This is a genomic window from Planctomycetota bacterium (assembly GCA_016872555.1).
Classification (GTDB): Bacteria; Planctomycetota; Planctomycetia; order Pirellulales; family UBA1268; genus F1-20-MAGs016.
This window is the reverse complement of record VGZO01000026.1, coordinates 17002-41040: the sequence shown is the minus strand read 5'-3', so window position 1 is coordinate 41040 and position 24039 is coordinate 17002. Positions and strand designations below refer to the sequence as shown.

General features: G+C 71.5%; 21 protein-coding genes. 13 read left to right on the top strand and 8 right to left on the bottom strand.

Annotated features, from left to right (window positions below; translation table 11 throughout):
* Positions 1-50: 50 nt before the first annotated feature.
* The 6 genes from FJ309_10340 to FJ309_10315 form a co-directional block, all read right to left on the bottom strand.
* Positions 51-1511, bottom strand: coding sequence for an aspartate aminotransferase family protein (locus FJ309_10340; GenBank protein MBM3954995.1), 1461 nt, complete (start codon positions 1509-1511; stop codon positions 51-53).
* A complete protein-coding gene (locus FJ309_10335; GenBank protein MBM3954994.1) occupies positions 1508-2686 on the bottom strand; it encodes a serine/threonine protein kinase in 1179 nt (392 codons plus the stop codon). Before FJ309_10335 ends, FJ309_10340 begins: the two co-directional genes overlap by 4 nt.
* On the bottom strand, positions 2683-3867 hold the full coding sequence (locus tag FJ309_10330) for an iron-containing alcohol dehydrogenase (GenBank protein ID MBM3954993.1): 1185 nt from the start codon (positions 3865-3867) through the stop codon (positions 2683-2685). The genes FJ309_10335 and FJ309_10330 overlap by 4 nt, the downstream gene beginning before the upstream one ends.
* Positions 3868-3898: 31 nt before the next feature.
* On the bottom strand, positions 3899-5335 hold the full coding sequence (locus FJ309_10325) for an aldehyde dehydrogenase (protein ID MBM3954992.1): 1437 nt from the start codon (positions 5333-5335) through the stop codon (positions 3899-3901).
* Between the two features lie 112 nt (positions 5336-5447).
* Positions 5448-6581: a hypothetical protein gene (locus FJ309_10320; GenBank protein MBM3954991.1), complete on the bottom strand. Its 1134-nt coding sequence runs from the start codon at positions 6579-6581 to the stop codon at positions 5448-5450.
* Positions 6582-6643: 62 nt separating this feature from the next.
* A complete protein-coding gene (locus tag FJ309_10315) occupies positions 6644-7006 on the bottom strand; it encodes a hypothetical protein (protein ID MBM3954990.1) in 363 nt (120 codons plus the stop codon).
* Between the two features lie 363 nt (positions 7007-7369).
* On the opposite strand from FJ309_10315, the gene FJ309_10310 reads away from it, so the two are divergent.
* The 9 genes from FJ309_10310 to FJ309_10270 all read left to right on the top strand — a co-directional run bounded on the left by FJ309_10310 (position 7370) and on the right by FJ309_10270 (position 17582).
* Positions 7370-7873: a hypothetical protein gene (locus FJ309_10310; protein MBM3954989.1), complete on the top strand. Its 504-nt coding sequence runs from the start codon at positions 7370-7372 to the stop codon at positions 7871-7873.
* 10 nt (positions 7874-7883) lie between these two features.
* The gene (locus FJ309_10305; protein MBM3954988.1) at positions 7884-9623 is read left to right on the top strand and encodes a DEAD/DEAH box helicase; all 1740 of its coding nucleotides are present in this window, start codon (positions 7884-7886) and stop codon (positions 9621-9623) included.
* A gap of 97 nt (positions 9624-9720) precedes the next feature.
* Positions 9721-10104 (top strand): hypothetical protein, encoded by a 384-nt coding sequence (locus tag FJ309_10300; GenBank protein MBM3954987.1) that lies wholly within the window; start codon positions 9721-9723, stop codon positions 10102-10104.
* A gap of 3 nt (positions 10105-10107) precedes the next feature.
* Positions 10108-11952, top strand: coding sequence for a tRNA uridine-5-carboxymethylaminomethyl(34) synthesis enzyme MnmG (gene mnmG, locus FJ309_10295; GenBank protein MBM3954986.1), 1845 nt, complete (start codon positions 10108-10110; stop codon positions 11950-11952).
* 10 nt (positions 11953-11962) lie between these two features.
* Positions 11963-13288 carry a glycosyltransferase family 4 protein gene (locus FJ309_10290; protein MBM3954985.1) on the top strand — a complete coding sequence of 442 codons (1326 nt, stop codon included), beginning with the start codon at positions 11963-11965 and terminating at the stop codon, positions 13286-13288.
* A 58-nt stretch (positions 13289-13346) separates the two neighbouring features.
* On the top strand, positions 13347-15020 hold the full coding sequence (xrtE, locus tag FJ309_10285) for an exosortase E/protease, VPEID-CTERM system (GenBank protein ID MBM3954984.1): 1674 nt from the start codon (positions 13347-13349) through the stop codon (positions 15018-15020).
* Between the two features lie 914 nt (positions 15021-15934).
* Complete coding sequence (locus FJ309_10280; GenBank protein ID MBM3954983.1) at positions 15935-16798, top strand: hypothetical protein; 864 nt, start codon at positions 15935-15937, stop codon at positions 16796-16798.
* Positions 16799-16980: 182 nt separating this feature from the next.
* On the top strand, positions 16981-17274 hold the full coding sequence (locus FJ309_10275; GenBank protein MBM3954982.1) for a hypothetical protein: 294 nt from the start codon (positions 16981-16983) through the stop codon (positions 17272-17274).
* Complete coding sequence (locus tag FJ309_10270; protein MBM3954981.1) at positions 17271-17582, top strand: hypothetical protein; 312 nt, start codon at positions 17271-17273, stop codon at positions 17580-17582. Before FJ309_10275 ends, FJ309_10270 begins: the two co-directional genes overlap by 4 nt.
* A 15-nt stretch (positions 17583-17597) precedes the next feature.
* Here FJ309_10270 and FJ309_10265 read toward each other — a convergent pair whose 3' ends face one another.
* Both FJ309_10265 and FJ309_10260 read right to left on the bottom strand, forming a co-directional pair.
* The gene (locus tag FJ309_10265; protein MBM3954980.1) at positions 17598-19037 is read right to left on the bottom strand and encodes an NADP-dependent isocitrate dehydrogenase; all 1440 of its coding nucleotides are present in this window, start codon (positions 19035-19037) and stop codon (positions 17598-17600) included.
* A 52-nt stretch (positions 19038-19089) separates the two neighbouring features.
* Positions 19090-19356, bottom strand: a complete 267-nt coding sequence (locus FJ309_10260; protein ID MBM3954979.1) for a hypothetical protein — start codon at positions 19354-19356, stop codon at positions 19090-19092.
* A 93-nt stretch (positions 19357-19449) separates the two neighbouring features.
* On the opposite strand from FJ309_10260, the gene FJ309_10255 reads away from it, so the two are divergent.
* The 4 genes from FJ309_10255 to FJ309_10240 all read left to right on the top strand — a co-directional run bounded on the left by FJ309_10255 (position 19450) and on the right by FJ309_10240 (position 24003).
* A complete protein-coding gene (locus FJ309_10255; GenBank protein MBM3954978.1) occupies positions 19450-19824 on the top strand; it encodes an Rrf2 family transcriptional regulator in 375 nt (124 codons plus the stop codon).
* 87 nt (positions 19825-19911) lie between these two features.
* Positions 19912-20481 carry a Rieske (2Fe-2S) protein gene (locus tag FJ309_10250; GenBank protein MBM3954977.1) on the top strand — a complete coding sequence of 190 codons (570 nt, stop codon included), beginning with the start codon at positions 19912-19914 and terminating at the stop codon, positions 20479-20481.
* Positions 20478-22523 (top strand): c-type cytochrome, encoded by a 2046-nt coding sequence (locus FJ309_10245; GenBank protein ID MBM3954976.1) that lies wholly within the window; start codon positions 20478-20480, stop codon positions 22521-22523. Before FJ309_10250 ends, FJ309_10245 begins: the two co-directional genes overlap by 4 nt.
* A gap of 133 nt (positions 22524-22656) precedes the next feature.
* Complete coding sequence (locus FJ309_10240; protein ID MBM3954975.1) at positions 22657-24003, top strand: DUF1501 domain-containing protein; 1347 nt, start codon at positions 22657-22659, stop codon at positions 24001-24003.
* The last annotated feature ends 36 nt before the right edge of the window (positions 24004-24039 follow it).

The window sequence follows — 24039 nt, the reverse complement described above, 5'->3', positions numbered from 1 at the left end:
CCAGGCGCCCCTCCAGCCGGCCGAGGAAAGGGCATCCTGGGGCGTTCCGGTCACCCGGGGCGGTCCGGGGCGCCGTCGGGCATCTGGCTCAGGCCCGCCACGACGGTGTCCCACGCCCCCTCGACATGTTCGCGCCGCGTGGTCGGGGAGCCGACTGCCAGCCGGATCGCCGTTCGCCCGGCGACCCGCGCCTGGCTCATCAGCACCCGGCCGGTGGCGTTGATCCGCTCGAGGAGGATCGTGGTGGCGGCGTCGCCGCCGGCAGCGGCGAAGCAGACCAGCGCCAGGCTCGGTGGGCAGAGGAGCACGAGCCGGTCGTCGGCTGCCACCCGTTCGGCGAACCATCCGGCCCAGTGGACATGGTCGCGGATCCGCCCGCGCAGCGCTTCGGCTCCAGTGAGGCGGAGCGTGAGCCACAGCTTGAGCGCCCGGAAACGCCGCCCCAAGGGCACCTGCCAGTCGCTGTAGTCGATCACGGCGCCACTTTCTGTGGCGGCGTTCCGCAGGTACTCCGGTTTCACCGACAAGGCGCGGACCACTGGAGCCCGGTCGGCGAGCCACAGGCAGTGGCAATCGAAGTTGACCTGCAGCCACTTGTGCGGATTGGTGCCCCAGCTGTCGATCGCGTCGGTTCCGGCGACGAGGTCGGCACGCCATTCGGGGCACAGTGCCGCCGTGCCCGCCCAGGCGGCGTCGACATGCACCCAGGCGCCGTGCCGCGCGGCCGCGGCGGCGATCGCCAACACCGGATCGATGCCCCCGCGCGCCGTCGTGCCGACGGTCGCCACGACGAGGCAGGGGCGGCAGCCGGCGGCGGCGTCGGCGGCCAGCCTGTCGCTCAGCGCGGCGGCATCGAGGCCGCCGTCGGCAGCGACGGCAATCCGGCGCAAAGCCCCCCGGCCGAGGCCGGCGATGCCGAGCGCCTTTTCCACACACGAATGGGCGTCGGCACTGGCATAGACCGTCAGCGGCGCCGGGGTGGCCGCCATGCCGGCGCCGTTGGTGATTCCGGCGGTGGCGCGTTCCCGCGCCGCCAGCAGCGCCACCAGCACGCCGCTCGACGCCGAGTCGAGGATCACGCCGCCGCCGGGGCCGCGGCTGGTGAGCCGCGCCGGCAGGCCCAGCAGGTCCGCCAGCCAATCGAGGACGTGGGTCTCGAGCTCGGTACAGGCCGGGGAGGTCGACCACAGCATCCCCTGGACGCCGAGCCCGGCGGCGAGCAGCTCGCCGAGAATCGACGGCGGAGCGGTGCTGGCCGGGAAGTAAGCGAAGAACCCGGGGTGCTGCCAGTGGGTCAGCGCCGGCAGGATCACCCGATCGAGATCGGCGAGAACCGCGGCGAGCGGCTCGGGCGTGTCGGGGGCCGCGGCGGGGAGTTGCCGGCGCACCGCCCCCGGTTCCACCGGCAGGCTCACCGGGCGGTCGGCGAGCGTCGCCCAGTAGTCGGCCAACCAGTCGACCACCGCCCTCCCCTCGCGGCGGAACCGCTCCGGATCGAACGCCGCGTTCATGGGGCCGCCGCGCCGAAGCACCACACGGTGCCTTCCCCGTCGGCGACGACGAGGACCCCGTCGGCGACGGCCGGCGACGCGGTGAACGCCACGCCGGCGTCGAACTGCCAGCGTTCCTGCCCGGCGCCGGCATCGAGGGCCACGATCCGCCCGGCGGAATCGGCGGCGATCACGGCGCTGCCGCCGCCGGCGACGCGGACCACGACCGGCGAGCCATCGACGCGGCCGCGAATCGGGTGCCGCCAGCGCCGTGATCCGTCGGCGATCGCGAACGCCTCCAGCGCCCGGCCGCGCGTCCCGACCACGGCCAGGTCGCCGGCGATCGCGGCGCTGGAGCGGTAGGCCTGCGGGCTGCCGGTGGGATCGACCTGCCAGGCGACGCGTGCGGCCGCGACGTCGATGCCGAAGAACACGCCCCCCTCGCTGCCGAACAGGGCCCGGCCGGAGACGGCCGCGGGGGTCGTGCCGGTGGGACCGTCGATCGCCACGGCCGAGGCCTCGGTGCCGGTGGCGACGTCGATGGCGTGGAGCTTGCCGTCGCAACCGGCCAGCAGCACGAATCCGTCGGCGACCGTGGGCGAGCAGCGGATCTGGTCGCCGATCTGGTGACGCCAGACTTCCGTACCGTCGGCGAGGCGGAGGCACGCCAGCGTCGCGTCCTGCGAGCCGATCAGCACGCGCGGCCCGTCGTCGGCGGCGACGATCGTCGGGCCGCCGGAGATCTCCCCCCCCGCCTCGAAACGCCAGCGCTCCGAGCCGTCGGTGCGGTCGAGCCCACGGACGATTCCCGCCCCGTCGCCGACGACGACCACCGGCACCGCGGCGTCGGTCGAGACCGCCGCTGCCGACGGGAAGCCGTTCTCCCCTTTCACGGTCCACAGCGGACGGCCGTCGGCCAGCGCGAGGGCGTGGAACGTGCCGTCGAGGTCACCGACGTAGATCGTGCCGGCGGCGATCACCGGCGTGGCGTCGACGGCGGTCTTGCCGAGCGACCGCTGCCAGCGTTCCGCCAGCGGCAGCGCGAGCTCCGTGGCCGAGCGCCCGGTTCCGGCGAGGCAGCCGCGGAACACGGGCCAGGCGTCGGCCGGCGCCTCGGTGTCGTCGCCGAGCGCGACGGAGACCAGCAGGGCCAGCGCGGTGGCCGTCACACAAAACCGCAGAGCAGGCGACGTCATCGGGCGGCCTCGTAGAGCAGGGCGAGGTCGGCGGTCGCCACGGGGCGCGGATTGAACCCCGCCGTCCACTGTCCGGCCGCGGCGGTCGCCAGCGCCGTCACGTCGGGCGTCGCCAGTCCCAGGTCGGCCAGCCGGCAGGCGAGCCCCGAGCTTGCGACGAGGGACTCGAGCCACACGGCGAGGCGCTCCGCCGTCGGCGGTCCGGCTTCGTCGGCGAGGTGGGCTGCCAGTTCGCCATACCCGTCGGCACCGGCCGCGGCGTTGAACCGGACCACGTGCGGGAGCATCAGCCCCACGGCCTGGCCGTGGACAACGTCGTGGGCCGCGGTGAGCGGATTGGCCAGCGCGTGGGCGGCGCCGAGCATCGAGTTCTCGATCGCCAGGCCGGCCCAGGCGGCCGCCAGTTGGACGTCGGCCCGGGCCGCGACATCGGCCGGGTCGGCGAACACGCGCGGCAGACCGTGCGCCAACAGCGCGAACGCGGCCCGCGAGAAGACGCGCGAGGCGGGCGTCGCCGCCCGGCTGACGTGGCTCTCGACGGCGTGCGACACGGCGTCGATCCCGGTCAGCGCCGTGACGCGTGCGGGCTGGGTGAGGGTCAGCACCACGTCGAGGATCGCCACCCGGAACGCCGCCTGTGGATCGCCGCAGGCCATCTTCATGCCGGTGTCGTCGTCGGTGACCAGGGCGAACGACTGCGTCTCGCTCCCCGTCCCGGCCGTCGTCGGGACGGCGATCGACGGGAGCAGCGGGCCGGTCGCGGTGTGGCGGCCGCGGTAATCCTGCATCCGCCCGCCGCAGGAGACGAGGAAGTTGATCCCCTTGGCGCAGTCCATCGAACTACCACCGCCGAGGCCGACGATCAGGTCGGGGCGGAACTCGCGCGCCCGGGCGGCGCCCTCCGCCACCGCACCGCTCCCGGGGTCTTCCGTGAACTCATCGAACAGGGCCGTCGCCAGCCCCGCTCCCTCGAGAGCCGCCAGGCCGGTGGCAGCGTGACCGGCCCGCTGGACACCCCGGTCGCTGACGACCAGCACGCGCTGCGCGCCGAGCTCGGTGGCGAGGCTCCCCAGGCGGCCGAGCGTTCCGGCTCCCACCACCAGCCGTGTCGGGGCCCGCATCTCGAAGGGAGTCGGGGCGCCGGCGGGCGGTGACGCGGCGGAGGGGGGAGGTGGGTGCATGGCGTTCCTGCGGCCTCGTGCCCTGGACCGCTCACGCCGTGGCCGCAGCCGCCGGCGCGGGGACCTGGAGGGCCCGCGAACGGTAGAGAAAGTCGATGATGTTGCCTTCGTGCGGCTGGAGCCAGTCGAGCCGGGTGGTGGGAATCGGCCCGAGGTTGAGCCGGTCGATGTCGGTGCAGTCGGCGAGCCGCGCCTGGAGGGCGGCGTCGTCGGTGAGCGCCGTCGCCACCAGCGTCGGCCCGATCCGCTCGAACCACTGCTCCTGCGGGCAACGGACCACTGCCACGAACGGAAACATGTACTCCGCCTTGGCGATCTCGGAATCGGGCGAGTCGCAGTGGGCGACCACCGGCCGCAGCCAGCCGCAGCGCTCCCCCTCGACGAAGCGCTCGCCGTAGGGGGCCGTGGCATGGGACACGCCGGGGGCCTTGAGACCGGCCTCGATCTGGCCCCAGATCGCCTTGGCTGCGCCGGGCACGGTGAACGCGGCGAGCTTCGCGTCGGGATCGTCGGGGAGCTTGACCGGGATCGGTCCGAGCCGCTCCGCCAGGGCGGCGGCGATCGCCTCGGTGTGGCGGCTGGCCCAGATCGCCGAGGCGTTGATGCAACCCCGGCCGCTGTTGGCGGCGACACTCTCGGCCATCAGGTCGAGGTGGCGTTCCCAGTCGTCGACGCAGTCGTCGCCGATGAGGATCTTCGAGAACCCGGGGCCGTGCACCTGGACGCGCGGATTGCCGCGGTACTGCTCCACCGTCTTGGCACTGCCGAAAATCATGCTCCGCCGGCAACTGGCGAGGATCGCCGCCCCGACGTCGGTGGCGCCCGGGTAGAGGCCGATGCATTCGGCCGGGATCCCCGCTTCGACCATCGCCGCCGCCATCCGGTAGGGAGTCCACGGCTCCTGGCCCCCGGGTTTCATCACCAGGCCGACCCCCAAGGCGATCACCGGCAGCCAGAGGGTGTGGACGCCGGGCGAGTTGCTCGGCAGCACCAGCCCGAGCACGGGGGCCTGGGCCTGGTAACTCACCACCACGCCTCGCTGCTCGCGCCCCCAGCCCTTCCAGAGGATCTCGGGCGGCAAGCCGCGCGACAGCGCGTCGAGCATCCGGTCCATGTTGGAGAGGACGAACAGGTTCTTCTGCATGTTCGCCCGGCAGAGCGACTCGGGGAGGCCGGTGGTCGCCGACTGCTGGCGGACGAAGTCGGCCGGCGACTGGGGCGTGCCGCCCACGGAGAGCGTTCCATGGGCATAGAGATTGCCGGCCGTCTGGAGCCGTTCGACGATCTCCTCGGGCTCGAAAGCGAGCAGCGCCTCCCGGGCCCGCGCCGCCTTGCCGAGGTCGCGGCCGACCAGCGCCCCGCCGACCTGACTCACTTCGGCGACCGGCTCGCCGCTGAGAAAATGGACGAGCGTCGTTCGCTCGATCGACTCGTACGGTTTGCCGAACCGCCACGCGGGGAGATGCATCGGAAAGCTCCAGGGAAAAGCGGTGCGGGACGGACGGCGGACGGCCGCCACGGGCGTCCCGGCGCCGCGCCGGGGGGTCGCCGCCGATCCGCGGGGGCAGTGCGATACCGGGTCAATACACCCCGACGGTCGTCGAAGCGGCGAGGGCGCGGAACGGACGGACTCCGCTGATCCCGTCCCATGGGTACTTCGCGTAGGGCAGCTCACGCTCCCCCTCGTCGCGCTCGAGGAACCCGGGGATGAACGTCTCGTGGGTCAGCGTCGTGAGGCGGACACGGCCGGTGCCTCCGTAGGGCACGACCGAATCGGGATCGTCGAAATCGACGACTTCGATCACGGCCCGCGGCTGGGGGGCGTAGTACGCGATCGTGTAGCCGTCGGCGGGGATCACCGGCCGTGAGGCGGCCAATCCCATCAGCGTGTTGCCGTAGGTCGGCGTCATGTACGAGCCGTCGAGCAATTCCTCGACCGCGAACCGGGTCCACTGCGGCGTGAACTCGGTGCCCCCGGAGAAGATCCCGGTGATCCCCATCTTGTGGATCGTCGTCCCGCGCTTCTCGAGCGCCAGCGCGAGCGACTCGAGGAGTTTCGGCGTCGTGAACATGCACTTCACGTCGTGGCCGGCGGTGAGGATCGTGATCGCCTGGTCGATGCAGTGCTGCTTGTAGGCCTCGAGGTGCTCCATCCAGCCCTTCTGGATCAGCTTGATCACCCAGCGCGGGTCGAGGTCGACGCAGAAGCAGATCCCGCCGCGGTGCTGGGCGAGGTGCTCGATGGAGAGGCGCAGGCGCCGCGGACCGGAGGGCCCGAGCATCAGCCAGTTGGCCCCGCGCGGAAAAAACTCCTCCGGCAGCGTGTCGCTGAACATCTCGTAGTCGGTGCGGAAATCGCGATGGTTGACGCGCGACTTGGGGACTCCCGTCGTGCCGCCGGTCTCGAACACGTATATCGGCTTGTCGGCGAGTCCCTTCGGCACCCAGCGCCGCACCGGCCCCCCGCGCAGCCACTCGTCCTCGAACGGCGGGAACTTCCGCAGGTCGGCGAACCCCTTGACGTCCTGGAGCGGGTCGAACGGCAGCGAGCGGGCGTAGTCGAGCCAGAACGGGCATCCGGTCGACTCGTGGAAATGCCAGGCCATCATCTCGACGACGTGGGCGTCGAGGGCCGCGCGCGCCTCGGCGACCGCTGCGGGGGGCGCGACGGCGAACACCGGGGGCTTGTCTGCGACCGAAGACTGGGACGCCATCGTGGGGTTCCTTGTCGGGCGACGAACGCGGCGGGGGCAGCGGAACGGGGGGCGGGGCTCCGTCAGGAGCCGGATTGATTGGCCGGCGACTGCGGTCCGCCGAGTTGGGCGAACAATTGCAGCACGGCGTTGAAGTGCGCCAGCCGCGGGCCGTAGCGGTCGATGAATTCGCCGAGCGCGAACTCGCTGTCGGCGAAATCCTCGGCGTTTTCCCGGGCCTCACGGGCGATGCTGCCGAGAAACTCGGTGTGGACGCGGGCCAGAGATTCGGCGGCCAGGCGGCAGGAACGCGACAATTCCGGATTGGCGTCCTTCCAGGCCTTCAATTCCGCGAGCCGCTGGCGCTGCTGCTGGGCGAGGAACCCGGCGATTTCGCCCAGTTGCTCGGTGGTCTTCTGCTGGGCCGCGACCAATTCCCGCAGCAGCCTTACCACCTCGTCGCCACCGGGAGGGGCGGCAGCCCCGGTCTGGCCGGACGCGACCGTCCCGGAAGAGATGTCGAGTTGGGTGAAGACCGTGACCGGATCCTGCATCGCGTGTCCCTTCGTGCCGAGCGGACGCCGGCGGACCGGCTCGATCATTGTAACGCCCTCCGCCGCCATGGCAGGCGTCAGGGTTCCCCCAGTTCACCCCCGCAACGCGGCCGGCTCCGGCCGTCAAGCCATCCGGATGCCCCAGCCGGCCGACGGGGCGGCTCCGGGCAGGGCATTCAAGACCGGTTCCCGCCGACCCGATGACAGGGGCAGGCGGGAAGGTACCCCGCCGCCGTGCGGAGGATTCGAGCCGGTATGCAGCGGGCCCTCGACCAGCGGCCGGACGACCCGGTGATCGGGTTTCTCACCGCCGTCGACACTCCCACCCACGGCTGCCTCGGCGGCTACCTGCTCGTCGATGGCTGCGGTCGGCCGATCGAGTTCCACTGCACGACGCCCGTCAAGGTGTCGCGCGCCCAGCAGATCCTCTACGGGGCGACGCTCCCCGGGCAGCTCCACGGCCGGCATCTCGGCGCGGCGCTCCTCGGCGGAGCGACGGTGACCCCGCGGCTGGTGGTCACCGACCTCGAGACGATGCTCGCGGTCCGTACCGAGACGGATCTGCCGGTCGCTCTGGTGACCACGCCCGACGGCGATCGTCCCGGCACGATGGTTCTCGGCGGGGCCGCGGTCATTCCGCCGCCGACACGGGCCGACGACGGGTGGCGCGAGGCCCTCGAGATGCTCGCCCGCGCCGTCGATCTCCACGAGCCGTTCGGCCGGATCCGCGCGGCGATCGACGAAGCACAGCGGCACTGATCGCGCCGGCATGCAACTTCCCACCACCCCGCCGGGGCCGTCGCTGCGCAGCCTCGCCGCGCCCGCCCTCGCCCTCCCCGCGGCCGCCGTGATCCGCCACGAGCCCTGTCTGCCGGCCGCGGCCGTGCTGACGGTGCCGGTGCTCGACGGCCGCCCGGTGGTCCACTCTCTCGCGCTTCCCGACCGGTTGCCGGCGGTGACGGTGCGGAGCTTTCCGGTCGCCGCCGCAGCACCCGCTCCGCCGCCGCCCCCGGTATGGCCGGTGCCGGCCCGGCCCGCCGCCCCGCGGCCACCCCGGGCGCGGGGCACGCGGATCGCCCCGCCGCGCGACGTCGTCAAGCTCGCGGAGCGCTTCTTCTATCTGCTCCAGCCCGATCTCGAGACGCTCCTCGACACCTGCCACCTCGATTTCCCGCGGACGCCGTTTCCGTTCCAGCTCGACGGCATCGCGTTCCTCGTGCCGCGGCACGCCGCCGTGCTGGCCGACGAGATGGGGTTGGGCAAGTCGATGCAGGCGATCTCGGCGCTGCGGCTCCTGGTGCGCACCGGGCAGGCGCGGCAGGTGCTCGTCGTCTGCCCCAAGGGGCTGGTCTCCAACTGGGCGCGCGAGCTGGCCGACTGGGCGCCGGAGCTGCTCGTCGCGGTCATCGAGGGGGATCCGGCCCGGCGCCGCTGGCAGTGGTCGCTTCCCGGCGTGCCGGTGAAGCTCGCCAACTACGAGGTCGTCGTCCGCGACCGGGATCTCGTCGCCGAGCTGGGGTTATCGTTCGATCTGGTCGTCCTCGACGAGGCCCAGCGGATCAAGAATCGCTCCAGCCAGACGAGCCAGGCCGTCCGCGCCCTGCGCCGCGGGCGCAGCTGGGCCCTCACCGGCACGCCGGTGGAAAACTCGGCCGACGACATCGTCGGGCTGTTCGAATACGTTGCCCCGGGGCACCTCCACGAGCGGATGAACCCGCGCGCGATCGGCAGTGCCGTGGCCGACCACGTGCTGCGCCGCACCAAGGACCGGGTGCTCACCGACATGCCGCCGCGTCTCGACCGTGACGAGGGGATCGAGCTCACGCCGCAGCAGCGCGAGACCTACCGGCTGGCCGAGGAGGAGGGGGTGTTGCGGCTGGCGGGGATGGGGCACGAGGCGGCGATCCAGCACGTCTTCGAGCTGGTGCTGCGGCTCAAGCAAATCTGCAACTTCGACACCCATTCCGGCGAGAGCGCCAAGCTCGAGCGCCTCGAGGCCGAGCTCGAGGAGATCCATGCCAGCGGCCGCAAGGCGCTGGTGTTCAGCCAGTGGGTGGGCACGCTCGACCGGATCCAGCGGCATCTGGAGCGGTTCAACGCCCTCGTCTACCACGGCGGGCTGTCGACGGCGGTCCGCGATCAGACGATCGAGCGCTTCCGCCACGACCGGCGTCACGGCGTCCTCCTCCTCTCCTACGGCGCCGGGGCGGTCGGGCTCAACCTCCAATTCTCCCAGTACGTGTTCCTCTTCGACCGCTGGTGGAACCCGGCGATCGAGGATCAGGCGATCAACCGCGCCCATCGGATCGGCGCGGCCGGCGCCGTGACGGTGACCCGGTTCCTCGCCCTCGACACGATCGAGGAACGGATCGACACGGTGCTCCGCCGCAAGCGCGACCTTTCCGACACGATCCTCTCGGAAGCCGGCTCCCCGGCGGCCAGCGGCCTGACGGTGGCGGAGCTGTTCGCCCTGTTCAAGCTCGAACCCCCCGCGCGGGCCGCGGCCTGAAGGGGTTGGCCGCCACCCGTCCCGAGCGTGGCGACGCCGCGTGCCGTCTGGCAGACTCGGGGAGGGTTCCGGAATCCCCGGTGAGGAGCAGATCGCGATGAACGGGCACGAGTCGGGCGCGGGCGGGGCGGGGCGCCGCGCCCAGGGCTGGTGGGAGCAGAAGCACCGCGGCCGGCAGGCGATGGAGCCGCTCTCGCTGTCGATCTCCGCCGGGGTCGTCCGCGGGCAGGGGCGCGACCTCGTCGCCCCGTTCACCCTCGAAGGCACGATCGACGCGCGGGGCGCGGTGGCGATCGTCAAGCGCTACCGCAACGCCCACGTCGTCCACTACGTCGGGATGTACGACGGGGAAGGGGGGTTGGCGGGGCGCTGGCACCTCGACGGCGACGAGGGGCGCTGGCAGATCGTGCTCCGCGGAGACGCCGCGGGCGCGGCCGAGCTCGACGGCGTCGAGGCGATCAAGCCGCTGCCGCGGGGCTGAACGATGGGCTGCCGTTACGACGCCGACGTGCTCGTGGTGGGGGCGGGCCACGCCGGCGTCGAGGCGGCCTGTGCCGCCGCCCGGGCCGGCGCGCGGACGGTGCTGCTGACCGCCAACTGCGACACCGTCGGCCAGATGAGCTGCAATCCCGCGATCGGCGGCGTCGGCAAGGCGCAGCTGGTGCGCGAGGTCGACGCGCTCGGTGGCGTGATGGCGCGGGCGATCGACGCGACCGCGATCCAGTTCCGCGTCCTCAACCGCTCGAAGGGCCCGGCGATGCACGGGCCGCGCGCCCAGGCCGACAAGCGCGCCTACCAGCACGAGGTGAAGCGGATCGTCGAGGAGACGCCGGGCCTCGACCTCCGCCAGGAGACGGTCGAGGACTTGCTCCTCGAGCCGATCGCCGCCCCCCTCCACGGCGGCCCGCGCTGGCGGGTCGTCGGCCTTTCGGTGCGCGGTGACGCCGAGTACCGCGCGGCGGCCGTCGTGCTCACCACCGGAACGTTCCTCCAGGCGGTGATGCACACCGGCGAGGCACGGACGGCCGGCGGCCGGGCGGGCGAGGGGACGACGTCGGGCGTCAGCCGGGCCCTGGCCCGCGCCGGATTCCGCATCGGCCGCTTCAAGACCGGCACGCCCTGCCGCCTGGCGGCGCGGGGGATCGATTTTTCGCGGCTCGAGGTCCAGCCGGGCGACGATCCACCGCAGCCGTTCTCGTTCCTCACCGGGCGGATCGACCGCGACCAGCTCCCCTGCTGGATCACGCGCACCACTCCGGCGGTCCACGACCTGATCCGGGCCAATCTCCACCGCGCCCCGATGTACACCGGGCAGATCGGCTCGCGCGGGCCGCGCTACTGCCCGAGCATCGAGGACAAGGTCGTGCGCTTCGCCGAGCGCGACAGCCACCAGCTGTTTCTCGAGCCCGAGGGGCGCCAGACCCACGAGATCTACGTCAACGGCATCTCCACCAGCCTGCCGCGCGACGTGCAGGACGCGATGATCGCCCTGGTCCCGGGGCTGGAGCGGGCGCGGATCATGCGCTACGGCTACGCGGTCGAGTACGACTATTGCCCTCCCGACCAACTCGGGCCTTCGCTCGAGAGCAAGCCGGTGGCCGGGCTGTTCCTCGCCGGCCAGATCAATGGCACGACCGGCTACGAGGAGGCGGCCGCCCAGGGGCTCGTCGCCGGGGCCAACGCGGCGTTGGCCGTGGCCGGCCGCGCCCCGCTCGTCTTCCGTCGCGACGAGTCGTATGTCGGCGTCCTCGTCGACGACCTGGTGACGCGTGGCGTCGACGAGCCCTACCGGATGTTCACCAGCCGCGCCGAGCACCGCATCGCCCTCCGCCACGACAACGCCGACCGGCGCATGACCCCGGTGGGGATCGCGGCGGGGCTCGTCGATCCCGTCCGCGCCGAGCGCCTGCGGACCACGGAGGGGGCGATCGCCGCGGTCCGCGCCGTGCTCGCGGCGCACCGCTCGGGGGGCGTGCGGCTCCTCGACCTCCTCCGCCGTCCGGAGACCGGCTGGGCCGACTGCGTCGCGGTCGCGCCGGCGCTGGCGGCGGTACCCGAGGCGATCGTCACCCAGGTCGTCACCGACATCCGCTACGCCGGCTACGAGGCGCTCGAGCGCGAGCAGGTCGAGCGGCGGCGGCGCCTCGGCGACCGGCCGATCCCCGCCGGCCTCGACTACGGCGCCGTTCCCCATCTCCGCGCCGAGGCGCGGGAGCAGCTGGAGAAGGTCCGGCCGCTCTCGCTGGAGCAGGCGAGCCGGGTGAGCGGGATCACGCCGGCCGATCTGGCCCTGGTGCTCGTCCACCTCGACGGCCGCGGCCGGGCCTGAAAGGGTGGGGATGAAGATCGTTCACGTCACCGCCGGCGCCGGAGGGAGGATCTGCGGCTCCTGCCTCCACGACAACGCGCTGGTCCGGGCGCTGCGGCAGCGCGGTCGCGACGCCGTCCTGCTCCCGGCCTACGTGCCGACGACGACCGACGAGGAGAACGTCGCCGCGCCGACGATCGTGATGGGGGGCGTCAACGTCTGGCTCCAGGAGCACGTTCCCCTGTTCCGGCACACGCCGGCGCTCGTCGACCGGCTGTTCGACTCGCGGCGGTTGCTGGCCTGGCTGTCGGGACGCACCGGTGCGACCAAGGCCGCCGACCTCGGGGGCCTGACGGTCTCGTCGCTGGAGGGCGAGCAAGGGCACCAGCGCAAGGAGGTCGAGCGGCTCGCCGCGCTGCTCGCCGCCGGCTCGGTGACCGGCGGGCGGCCCGACGTGGTCCACCTCTCCAACGTCCTCCTCCTCGGCGTCGCGCGGCGGGTCCGTGCCGCCACCGGCGCGGCGGTCATCTGCAGCCTCTCCGGGGAGGACATCTTCATCGACCAGCTTCCCGAGCCGCACCGCACGCGCGTCTGGGAGTTGCTGCGGCTGCGTGCCCCCGAGGTCGACGCCTTCGTGGCCCTCAATCGCTTCTACGCCGACTTCATGGCCGACGCCTTGGCCGTGCCGAGAGAGCGGATCACGGTCGTCCCCCATGGCGTCGATCCGGACGGGTATCCGCCCGAGCCCCCCGACCTGGTCGCCCGGCGCGCCGGTGGGGCGCTACGCGTCGGGTACCTCGCCCGTGCCTGCCCTGAGAAGGGGCTCATGGTCCTCATCGAGGCGGTGGCGATCCTCTCCGCGACGCACGACGTGCGCCTCGTCGCCGCCGGGGCGACGATCGCGGCCGAGAAGCCCTACCTCGACGACTGCCGGCGCCGGGCGGCGGCGCTGGGCATCGCCGACCGGTTCGAATGGCGCGGGCAGGTGGACCGGGCTGGAAAGCTCGCGCTGCTGGCGGAGGTCGATCTGTTCGCGATGCCGACGGTCCATCCCGAGGCCAAGGGGATCCCGGTCCTGGAAGCGTTCACGGCCGGGCTGCCGGTGGTCGCGCCGCGACACGGGGCGTTTCCCGAGTATGTCGGCGACGACCTGGCGACCGCCCGCGGATTGCTCCACGCCCCGGGCGACGTGGCCGACCTCCACAGTGTGCTGCTGCTCCTCGCCGACGATCCGGCGCTGGCGGCGCGGATGGGCCGCGCGGCCCACGCCCACGCGCGGTCGCACCATTCGCCAGCGGCGATGGCCGACGGGCACGAGCGGGTGTACCGCAACGCGGCAGCGCGGGTGCTAGAGTAAAGGTTGGCTTCGGCGACACTTCTGTCGTTGGACGCTGGAGCCAGATCGAGGGCGCCCCATGTCGTCCGTGCCACCGCTCGCCCAGCCGTCGCTCCGCGACCGCCCTTGGGCTGCCAGCGTGATCGCCCTGGCACTTCTGGCGCTGGAACTGGCACTGCTCGATCGGGTGGTCCGTGAGCAGTTCCTCTCTGCCTCCGAGGTCTTGTTCGGGCGACGTTTCCTCCGGAAGGAACTGATGATCATCGGGTTGGCGTCGGCGGTCATCTTCCAAGCGCACGTTCGCAATCACCGCGATGCGTACCGCAGCGCAGCAATCGCGATCCCCCGGTTGCTCGGTCAGGCAGCGGCGTTCCTGGCGCTGTTCGGTTTTCTCATCACCGTGCGGGGCGGAGGAATTCGGCCGCTGATCGGCGAATTTAACGCGGCGATTCTCATCACGGTGCTGACGCTCGGTTGGCTCGCGTCGTGGCGCCTGTTGCTGCCCGCCGGGGTCGATGTCCGGTCGACAGTCTTGGGGGCCATGTTGGCCGCCGCCTTGGTTGCCGTCGGGATGGCGATTACCGATTCGTTCACCGACACATTCTGGAACCTGACCGGCGGTCCGACCGTCAACGCGGTCGAATTCCTCCTCGGTCCTTTCGCCGGGGCCCCGGTCATTCGACCCGAGCCGATGGCGATCGGCATCGAGGGTTTCACGGTCAAGGTGAACGGTGGCTGCAGCGGCTACCAGGGGATCGGGCTGATCATCCTCCTGTTCTCGGGCTATCTGTGGTGGTTCAGGAGACTCCACCGGTTTCCCCAGTCGTTCCTCCTGTTTCCGCTCGGGATCGGTTTGATCTTCCTGTCGAATATCGTGCGGATCACCGCCCTGATCCTCGTCGGTATCTGGATCTCACCGGAGATCGCCGTCGACGGCTTCCACTCGCAGGCCGGCTGGGTGGCGTTTCTCGTCGTCGGTCTGGGGATCATCGCCGCCGCATCGCGGATGCCGTTTTTCACGCTGCCGGTCGAGGACGAACACGCGACGGGCGGGGTTCCGGGTTCGACGGCGGCGACAGCCGCGGCTGTCCGAGCGGCGTCGGCCACGGCGCCGACGTACGGTCCGACGGTGGCCGCCTGCCTGTTTCCGTTCCTCGCGATGCTCGCTTCGACGATCCTCACCGAGCTGTTCGCCGAGAAAGGCACGCTGAGCAAGGGGTATCCGCTCCGCGTGATCGCGATCGCCGCCGTCCTGTGGAACCTCCGGCACGAGTTCCGCTGGCGGGAGGCGACGCTATCGCCGGTGGCGGTCGCGCTCGGCGGGCTGACGTGCGTGATGTGGATGCTGCTTGCGCCATCCGATCCCGAGACGGCCGCCAGCCTCGATCCGGCCCAGCTCGGGCTCGGCTGGGGATCGGCGTGGCTGTTGATGCGATTCATCGGCTACATGATCCTGGTCCCGATCGCCGAGGAGCTTGCTTTCCGCGGGTTCCTCGCGCGGCGGCTGATGTCCGAGGATGCCGAGCAGGTGCCGATCGGCTCGTTCACCTGGGTGTCGTTTCTGGGGTCGTCGCTGGCATTTGGATTGTTCCACGGGGTGCAACTCTGGTTTCCGGCCACGCTCGCGGGCGTCGCCTTTGCCGCGGCTCTCTACCACAGGCGGAAACTGGTCGACGCGATCGTCGCCCACGCCACGACCAACGCGTTGCTCGGCTTTTATGCGGTGTTCACCGGCGCGTGGGATCTGGGATGACGTGACTGCCGGTGAAAACCCGGGAAGGAACGGCACGCGAATCGTTCCACGGAGGGGGTTGGCGCTCCGAAGGCTTTTGGTCACATCTCCAGGTCCCCCGTCGTACCTGCCACGGTTTTTGCAGGGCCGGGTATTTCGGGAAGTTCTGGAACCGCTCCTGCAAGCACCCGCACAAGCGTTTGCTCCGGCCTGCTAGCCGTTGCCAAGCGACTTTCTCCTCGTGGCGTGAAGCGGTTGTTCGCTGATTCGTTGCTCCCTGCGTGAGCAACGCCCTGGCGGACCTGCCCGATCCCCGACCGGCGTTCGTTCCCGTGGCCTGTCTCCAGCCTGGCATTGGCTGGCATGCAGGCACGCGCGGCGACGGTGCCAGGACGTGGTGATCCCGGCTTCCGGCCGCGCGAGAGGGAGGTTTGGCGGCAGCAGTGGGCGCGCCGTGGACGCGTGCGCGGGTGCTGGCAGTGGCGGCGTCATGCCCCATGCCAAGAGCCCTTGATGATCGCTCGCCGTCGTTCTCCACACAGGGTGCGTCTGCGCGCCGGACCAGCCGAACTCGTGGGTCGTCGCCCCGAGCGGGGGCGACCGCGCACGGCCCACCCGGGGTGCGTCGTGCCCGGCCGCGCGCCGCGGGACCGCCCCCCTGATCCGCCGGAGTGCCGCGCGCCGGGGTTGCCCCGTCGCGCGTCCTCAGGCCCCACCGTCTTCGATTCGTTTTCGTGTCCGTTTCCCCATTCACCTGCCAATTCATCGTTTCTTTTCAAGGAGCCGCTGATGTCCAGTCGATCGTCGAGCAGTCTTTTCCGTGCGGGCCGCCGTGCGCGCAAAAGCGAGAGTGCGGTTGCTATCGCGTTCCTTCTCTTTCTCGCACCGGTCGCCCACGCGGCCGACACCTACTGGACTGGCGCTACCAGTGCCGCGTGGGGCACGGCGGGCAACTGGTCGGCGGCGGGAGTCTGCTCATCGGGAGCACGGGCACCAACCCCGTCGCCCCCGGATTCCTCAAGAGCACTGCCACGATCAACGGCAACCTCGGCTCTAATACTGCCGACGGCGGTGGCGTGGTGTTGTTCACCCACAGTGCCGCCAACCTCGACGTGCCCAACCGGATGAGCGGACCGCTCCTCGTCTACAACTTTGAGAGCAACACGACCTTCACCGGATCGAACAGCTACACCGGTCCCACCGTGTCGATCGGCGGCACGCTGGCCCTCGGCCCGTCGGCGAGCATCGCGCAGAGCGGGACGCTGCTGTTCGGGGCGGCCACGTTCGACGTCTCGGCAGTCACCGGCGGCTACGTAGTCGCGGCCGGTCAGACACTCGCCGGTGACGCCGGCACCGTGATCGGCCCTGCGACCGGCGCCGTCGGCTCGGTCGTGGAGTTGGGATTCGCCGACAGCCCCGGCACGTCGACGTTCACGGGTGGGTTCTCGCTCCTGGGCGACCTGAAGGTGAACGTCGACGGTTCCTCGGTCGGGCTCCTCGACGGCTCGTCGGACACGCTCACTCTCGGCGCCTTGTCGAGCGTGACGTTCAACGTGGTAAACGCGCCTGTCGGTGATCTGGTGTTCGCGAAGTATCTGTCGCTCGCCGGTGGCACGTTCACCGCGGTCAACGGTCTGCCGAGCGGTTATTCGATCGACTACAACTACCTCGGCGGCAACCAGATCGCCCTGGTGACGACCGTGCCGGAGATCGACCCGGCGAGTGCGACGGGCGTGCTGGCAATGGTCACCGGCGCCCTTGGCTTGTTCGAGCGCCGGCTGCGCCGCCGGCGCGGCTGAGGCACGGCCTGCGTTCAGACGGTTTCCAAGCGGCCCGGTGGTGCGGCTTCGGCCCGCCACCGGGACGTGACGTGCGCGGGGAGCCTCGGCCGCTGCCGGTATGCCCAGGCCACGGGGGCGCCGGCGATTGACCGGCGCCCGTCGTCGGGGATACGGTCAGGGGATCCTGGATATCAGCCATCATGCCCGTTCCGATCCTCGACGTCGCCCGCGCGGCCGATCGGTTTTTCATGGCGCAATCCCCGATCCACGAGGCGATGCGGCGCCTCACGCAGGCGCTTGCCGAGATGGGGATCCCGTTCGCGATCGCCGGGGCGATGGCCGCCAATGCCCATGGCCACCGGCGGACGACGGCCGACATCGGCATCCTCATCCGCCGTGAGGACCTCGCGCGTTTCAAGGAGCGGCATGCCGGCCTCGGCTGGCTCGACTCGGCGAAGGCTCGAAGAATTTCCGCGACACGGTCCACGGCGTGAAGATCGACACGCTGATCGTCGGCGACTATCCCGGCGACGGACGGCCCAAACCGGTGGCATTTCCGGCACCCGAGACCGTGGCGGAGGTCGGTGCCGACGGCATCCCGTACGTGGCGCTCGACACGCTGCTGGAGTTGAAACTCGCCAGCGGCATGACGGCAGCCCACCGCCCGCAGGATCTCGCCGACGTGATCGCGCTGATCCGGGTCAATCACCTGCCGCTCGACTACGCCGACTCCCTCAACCCGTATGTCGCCGCCACGTTCCGCGAGTTGTGGCGGGCCGCGCAGGTCGACGACGACCACTGACCGCCCCGACCGGGCTCAGTCCTCCCCCTGGGCCTTCGTGAAGCCGTTGCTGCCGTCGATCGAGAGCAGTCGCTCGACGTGGCACACCTCGTGGGCTTCGTTGACGCGCCGCGCCAGCGACAGGGCGTCGTCGAACGCGACCGGCTGACCGGAGCGGCTCACGAACCGGCAGCGGTTGTGGGCGACGCAGTCGATCGCCGGGTTCCCCTCCGGATAGACCTTCGTGCCCCGGTTGGAGATCATCTTCAGCTTCAGCGGGCCGGTCGTCGCGAGCGCCTCGAGCGACCGGCCGAGGGCCGCCGGGTCGAGCGGGCTGTCGACGAAGATATCGGCGCCGACGACCTCCTTCGTCTTCGCGGCGCGAAACACCGGATCGCGGCTCACGGTCGGAATCCGGATCGGCTTCGACTCGCGCACCTTCCAGCCGGCGGCGCGCCGGCCGAGGTTGGCGATCACGGCCCTGGTGAAATCCTTCGTCCCGACCCCCTTGTCGTAGCCGACGACGTCGCCGGTGAGCTTCCCGTCGGCGAGCGTGACGAGGACGGCGTGCTCGACGTCGGCGGCGGCGGCGAATTCGCCGAGGTGCTTGAGCATCATCACCGACGAGAGCACGACCGCGGTGGGGTTGATCACGTCCTTGCCGGCGTATTTGGGCGCCGAGCCGTGGACCGCCTCGAAGATCGCGATCCCGTTGCCGAGGTTTGCCGACGGGGCGAAGCCGAGGCCCCCGACCAGGGCGCTGGTCAGATCGCTGAGGATGTCGCCGTTCATGTTGGTGGTCACGATGACGTCGAACTGCGCCGGCTTCTTCACCAGCTGGTGGGCGCAGTTGTCGACGATCACGTGCCACGCGCGGATGTCGGGGTATTCCGGAGCGATCCGCTCGAACGTCCGCTTCAGCTCCCCTTCGGTGAGCTTCATGATGTTGGCCTTGGTGGCGCAGGCCACCGAGCCGCGCCCCTCGGCACGGGCGTATTCGAACGCCGTCCGGACGATCTTCTCGCACCCCTTGGCGCTGATCAGCTTGAGGCACTGCGCGACGTCGGGCGTCTGCATGTGCTCGATCCCGGCGTACAGGTCCTCGACGTTCTCGCGGACGACGACCAGGTCGATCCCCTGGCCGGAGAACGGCGTCGTCACCCCGGGCAACTCGCGGACCGGACGGATGTTGGCGAACGTCTCGAACAGCTTGCGGAGCGTGACGTTGGCCGACTTCTCGCCGAACCCCACCGGGGTGCCGAGCGGCCCCTTGAGGACGACGCGCGTCTGCGCGATCGAATCGATCGTCTCCGGCGGGACGCCCGAGGCGATCCCCTGGCGGAACACGCGCTCGCCGGCGTGCCGCTCGATCCAGTCGATCCCCACGCCGGTGGCGTCGACGATCGCCGTCGCCGCGCCGACGCACTCCGGGCCGATGCCGTCGCCGGGGATCACCGTCACTGCATGCCGCGCCATGAACAGGATTCCGTGGAGGGGATTTCGTCGGTCAGGGAATGGAAAACGGAGGTCAGCTGGCCACCGCCAGCGCCTCATCGGCTGTGCAGTCGACCGCCGCGACGTCGAATTCGCGGCCGAGGAGGACGAGCAGCTCGGCGACCTTGCCGAAGCCAATCGCCATTCCCGGCCGGCTCGGCCCGAGCGTGAGCGTCCACGTCTCCGCCTCGCGGGGGGAGATGTCGCGGACGGAAAACGGGCCGTTTCCCGCCAGTGTCGCGACACGGCTCTCGATCGCCGGTCGTGATGCGGCCGTCCGAAGCGTGATCCGAGCGGTCATGGCCACGTCTCCTCTGGGCATGGAAATCATGTCCCATAATACATGTATCGAAAAGCTGGTCAATTGAGACCAGGAAAAAGCTAAGATGGCCTGATGGCGTCCCGTTCCGCACGCACGTCGCCGCATGCCCCCCGCCCGGAGGCCGGTCCGGCGTGGACGTTCCTCACCAACCACGGCCACGTCCTCGTCTGCATCGGGCAGAACCCCGATGTCCGGCTGGCCGAGATCGCCGCGCTGGTGGGGATCGGCGAACGTGCCGCGCACCGGATCGTCAGCGACCTCGTCCGCGACGGCTACGTCGTCCGCACCAAGCAGGGGCGCTGCAACAGTTACGCCGTCGATTACGAACGGCCTCTCCGGCATCCGCTCGAGGCGACCCACTCGGTCGGCGAGATCTTCCGCGCGCTGGCGGGGCGGCCGGCCGGCGGTCGGCCGCGCACCGGCGGTGCCGGCCGCGAGCGGCGCTGAGTCGTCGGCATACCGCACCCCCTCGCCAACGGTACACTGTTGGCCCGCCGGGCAGCGCCTGTTGGCGCGGCCCACCGGAGACTCCCCATGGGATCGCCCCACCACGGTTCGCCTGCGGCCTCCCGCCCCGATCCCACGCCGCGCCGCGATCTGTTCACGCGCCTGGCCGCGCTCGCGTGCGGAGGCTTGGCGACGCTTCCTCCCGTGATCGCCGGGGCGTGGACGTTTCTCGACCCGCTCCGGCGGAAGGGGGCGGCGGCGGCGTTCCGCCCGGTCGCCGACATCGAGGCGGTCCCCGACGACGGCCTGCCGCGCCGGTTCCCGGTCGTCGCCGATCGCACCGACGCCTGGACCGGGTTCGCCGCCGAACCGATCGGCGCGGTCTACCTGCGGCGCGCGCCCGGTTCCGACTCCGTCCAGGCCCTGTCCGCCACCTGCCCCCACGCCGGCTGCTTCATCGAGGTCGACGCCCAGGAAAAGTGCTTCCGCTGCCCGTGCCACAACAGCCGGTTCGCGATCGACGGCGGGATCGTCCACCCCAGCCCCAGCCCCCGGGCGATGGACGAGCTCGAGTGCCGGGTCGCCGCGGGGGGTGAGGTCGAGGTCCTGTGGCAGAACTTCTACACCGGCGTCGCCGAGAAGCAGGCCCGGCCATGAGCACCACCCGGCACTCCTCTCCCGGGCAGCGCGGTCTGCTCGGCCGGCTCGCCGACTTTTTCGACGACCGCACCGGCTACCGGGCGTTGGTCCATGAGGCGCTCTACGAGCGCGTCCCCGGCGGCGCCCGTTGGCGCTACGTGTGGGGGAGCACGCTGGTGTTCGCGTTCATGACGCAGGTGATCACCGGCCTCGTCCTCTGGAGCAGCTACTCCCCCGGGGCCCAGACCGCCTGGGAGAGCGTGTACTACATCCAGCACGAGATGGCCGGCGGCTGGCTGGTGCGCGGGATCCACCACGTGGTGGCGCAGGCGATGGTCGTGCTGCTCGCGCTCCACCTGCTCCAGGTGGTGATCGACGGCGCGTACCGCGCGCCGCGCGAGGTCAATTTCTGGCTCGGCCTGGTCCTGATGATGCTCGTGCTGGGGATGGCGCTCACCGGCTACCTGCTCCCCTGGGACCAGAAGGGCTACTGGGCGACGCGCGTGGCGACCAATCTCGCCGGGCTGGTGCCCCTGATCGGCCCGGCGCTGCAGCAGGTGGTCGTCGGTGGCCCCGACTACGGCCACCACACGCTGACGCGCTTTTTCGCGCTCCACGCCGGGTTCCTCCCCGGCACGCTGGTCGTGATGCTCGCCCTCCACCTGGCGCTGTTCCGCAAGCACGGGCTGTGCGCGAAGCGGCCGTTCACGAAGCCCGACGCGCTGTTCTGGCCCGATCAGGTGCTCAAGGACGCCGTCGCCTGCCTGGCGGTGATGGCGGTCGTCCTCGGCGTGATCCTCGTGCCGGCGCTCCGCGCGGTGCTCGACGGCAGGCCGATCGAGTTTGGGGCGCTGGGCGCCGAGCTCGGAGCCCCGGCCGATCCCTCCGAGCCCTACGCCGCGGCGCGGCCGGAGTGGTATTTCCTGTTCCTGTTCCAGTTCCTCAAGCTGTTCGAGGGGCAGGGGGCCAGCGGCGAGTTCTTCGGCGCGATCGTCGTGCCGGGGCTGGTGATGGGGGCGATGTTCCTGATGCCGATCATCGGGCGCTGGCGGCTCGGCCACGGCTTCAATATCGCCTTCACGCTCGGCCTGCTCGCCGGCGCGGGAGTGCTCACGGCACTGGCGTGGCGCGAGGATTACGCCGTCCGCTGGACCGACACCGCGGCGCTCGCCGACGTCAAACAGCTCCTCGACCGCACCGGCGGCGACGAGGCGAAGCTCGCCGCCGAACTGGGGAACGACCCGGCGAAGCTGGCGGCGTTCGCCGCCCGCAAGCGCCAGTGGGATGCCGCCCGCCACTCGCAGGACTTCCTCGATGCGGTCGACGCCGCCCATGCCGAGGCCCACCGCGCCGTGGAGCTGGCCGGCCGACCGGAACGGATCCCGCCCGCCGGGATGCTCGACCTGCTCCGCAGCGACCCGGCGACCCAGGGGCCGCGGATCTTCGAGCAGCACTGCGCGAGCTGCCACGCCCACGTCGATCCGGCCGCCCCGACGGCCGAGGGCGTGCTCGCGAACAGCTCGGCGGCGAACCTCCACGGCTTCGGCACGGTCGCCTGGATGAAGGGCCTGCTCGATCCCGGGCAGGTGGCCGGCCCGGCCTATTTCGGCAACACGGCACACAAGGAGGGGGACATGGTGTCGTTCGTGCAGAACGACCTCACCGACAGCGCCGCCTGGCCGCCGGCCGACGTCGAGGCGGTGGCGGCGGCGCTGACCGCCGAGGCGGGGAACGCTGCCGGGATCGACGGTGCCGTGATCGAGCGCGGGCGTGCGCTCGTCGCCGACGGCGACCGCTGCGGCTCGTGCCACACGTTCCATGGCAACGGCACTGCCGCGGGCAGCGCGCCTGACCTCACCGGCTGGGGATCGCGCGAGTGGCTGGTGGGGATCGTCACCGACCCGACGCACGAGCGCTTCTACGGAGATTCCAACGACCGGATGCCGCGCTTCGGCACGGCCGACGAGGGGGCGACGCCGCCGCTGTCGGCCAAGCAGATCGGGCTGGTCGCCGACTGGCTCCGCGGCGAGTGGTACCGCCCGGCGCCGCGCGGGGAGTGAGCGGCTCCGTGGTCCGAGGTGGTCGCCCCGACCGCGTGTGGTTCGCTGTCACGGTTCGACCGTCGCACCTGCTCCGCCTCGACTCCGCGGCGGCGGCGGGGGTAGGATCGGCTCTCACGGCGAGGAGACCGCGATGGGCGACGGGTGGGCCGACGGCGTGCGGTGCGGACGGCGCGAGCTGGTGCGGATCGGCGGCGTGAGCGTCCTTGCCGGGATCGGCGCCGGCTCGAGCTCTCGCCGCGCGACTGCGGCGGCCGGGACCGCGGCGAGCCCCCGAGCGGCACGCTGCATCTACATGCTCCTCCAGGGGGGCGCCAGCCACATCGACCTCTGGGACCCCAAGCCGCTGGCCGTCGCCGAGATCCGCGGGCCGTTCCGCCCGATCGCGACGGCCGTGCCGGGGATCCAGTTCGGCGAATTGCTCGAGGCCTCCGCGGCGGTCGCCGACAGGCTGTGCGTGATCCGCTCGATGACGCACCGGTTCAGCAACCACATCGCCGGGACCTACGTCACGCTCACCGGGTCCACCGCCCAGCCCGACCAAGACCGTGAGGCCCACTCCGACGATTTTCCCGGCCCGGCCGCCGTCCTCGACGCGCTCCAAGCCCCCGTCCCCGGCGTGCCGCGCGCCGTGTCGCTTCCCAACTGGCTGTCGATCCCCGGTCCCTCCAACCGGATGCCGGGGCAATACGGCGGCTTCCTTGGCGCCGTCCACGACCCGTTCGTGATCGAAGGGGATCCGGCCGCGCCGGCGTTCAAGCCGCTGTCGCTGTCGCTCGCCGACGGGATGACCGGCCCCCGGCTCGCCCGGCGCCTCGACCTCTCGCGCCGGCTCGATTCGGCCGCGCGGCTGCTCCAGCGGCAGCTCGCGACGCGCTACGACCAGCTCGCGGCGAGCGCTTATGACCTGGTCACCGACGGCCGCGTGCGCCGGGCGCTCGACCTGGCCGACGAGCCGGCCGCGTCGCGCGACCGCTACGGGCGCACGAAGATCGGCCAGTCGCTGCTCCTCGCCCGGCGCCTCGCCGAGGCCGGCGTGCAGTTCGTCGCCTACAACGCGTTCAACCAGGAATGGGACACGCACGGTGGCCTGCTCGGCCGGTATCGCCAGATCGTGCCGCCGATGGACCGGGCGTTCGGGGCGCTCGTCGCCGATCTCGCCGAGCGCGGCTTGCTCGCCGACACGCTGGTGGTCAACACCGGCGAGTTCGGCCGCACGCCGACGATCAACAAGGACGCCGGCCGCGACCACTGGCCCAACGCCTACACCACGGTCCTCGCCGGCGGCGGTGTCGCGGGCGGCCGCGTGGTCGGCGCCAGCGACTCCAAGGGGGCCGAGGTCGCCGACACACCGGTAACGCCGGCCGACGTCCTGGCGACGATGTACGCCGCGCTCGGCGTCCCCCCCGACACGGTCCTCCGCGACCGGCTCGACCGACCGATCAAGCTCTCCGAAGGGCGCGTCCTCGACCTCGGCTGAGCCGCGCGGAAGCCGGCTGCCCCCCGGGCCAACGAC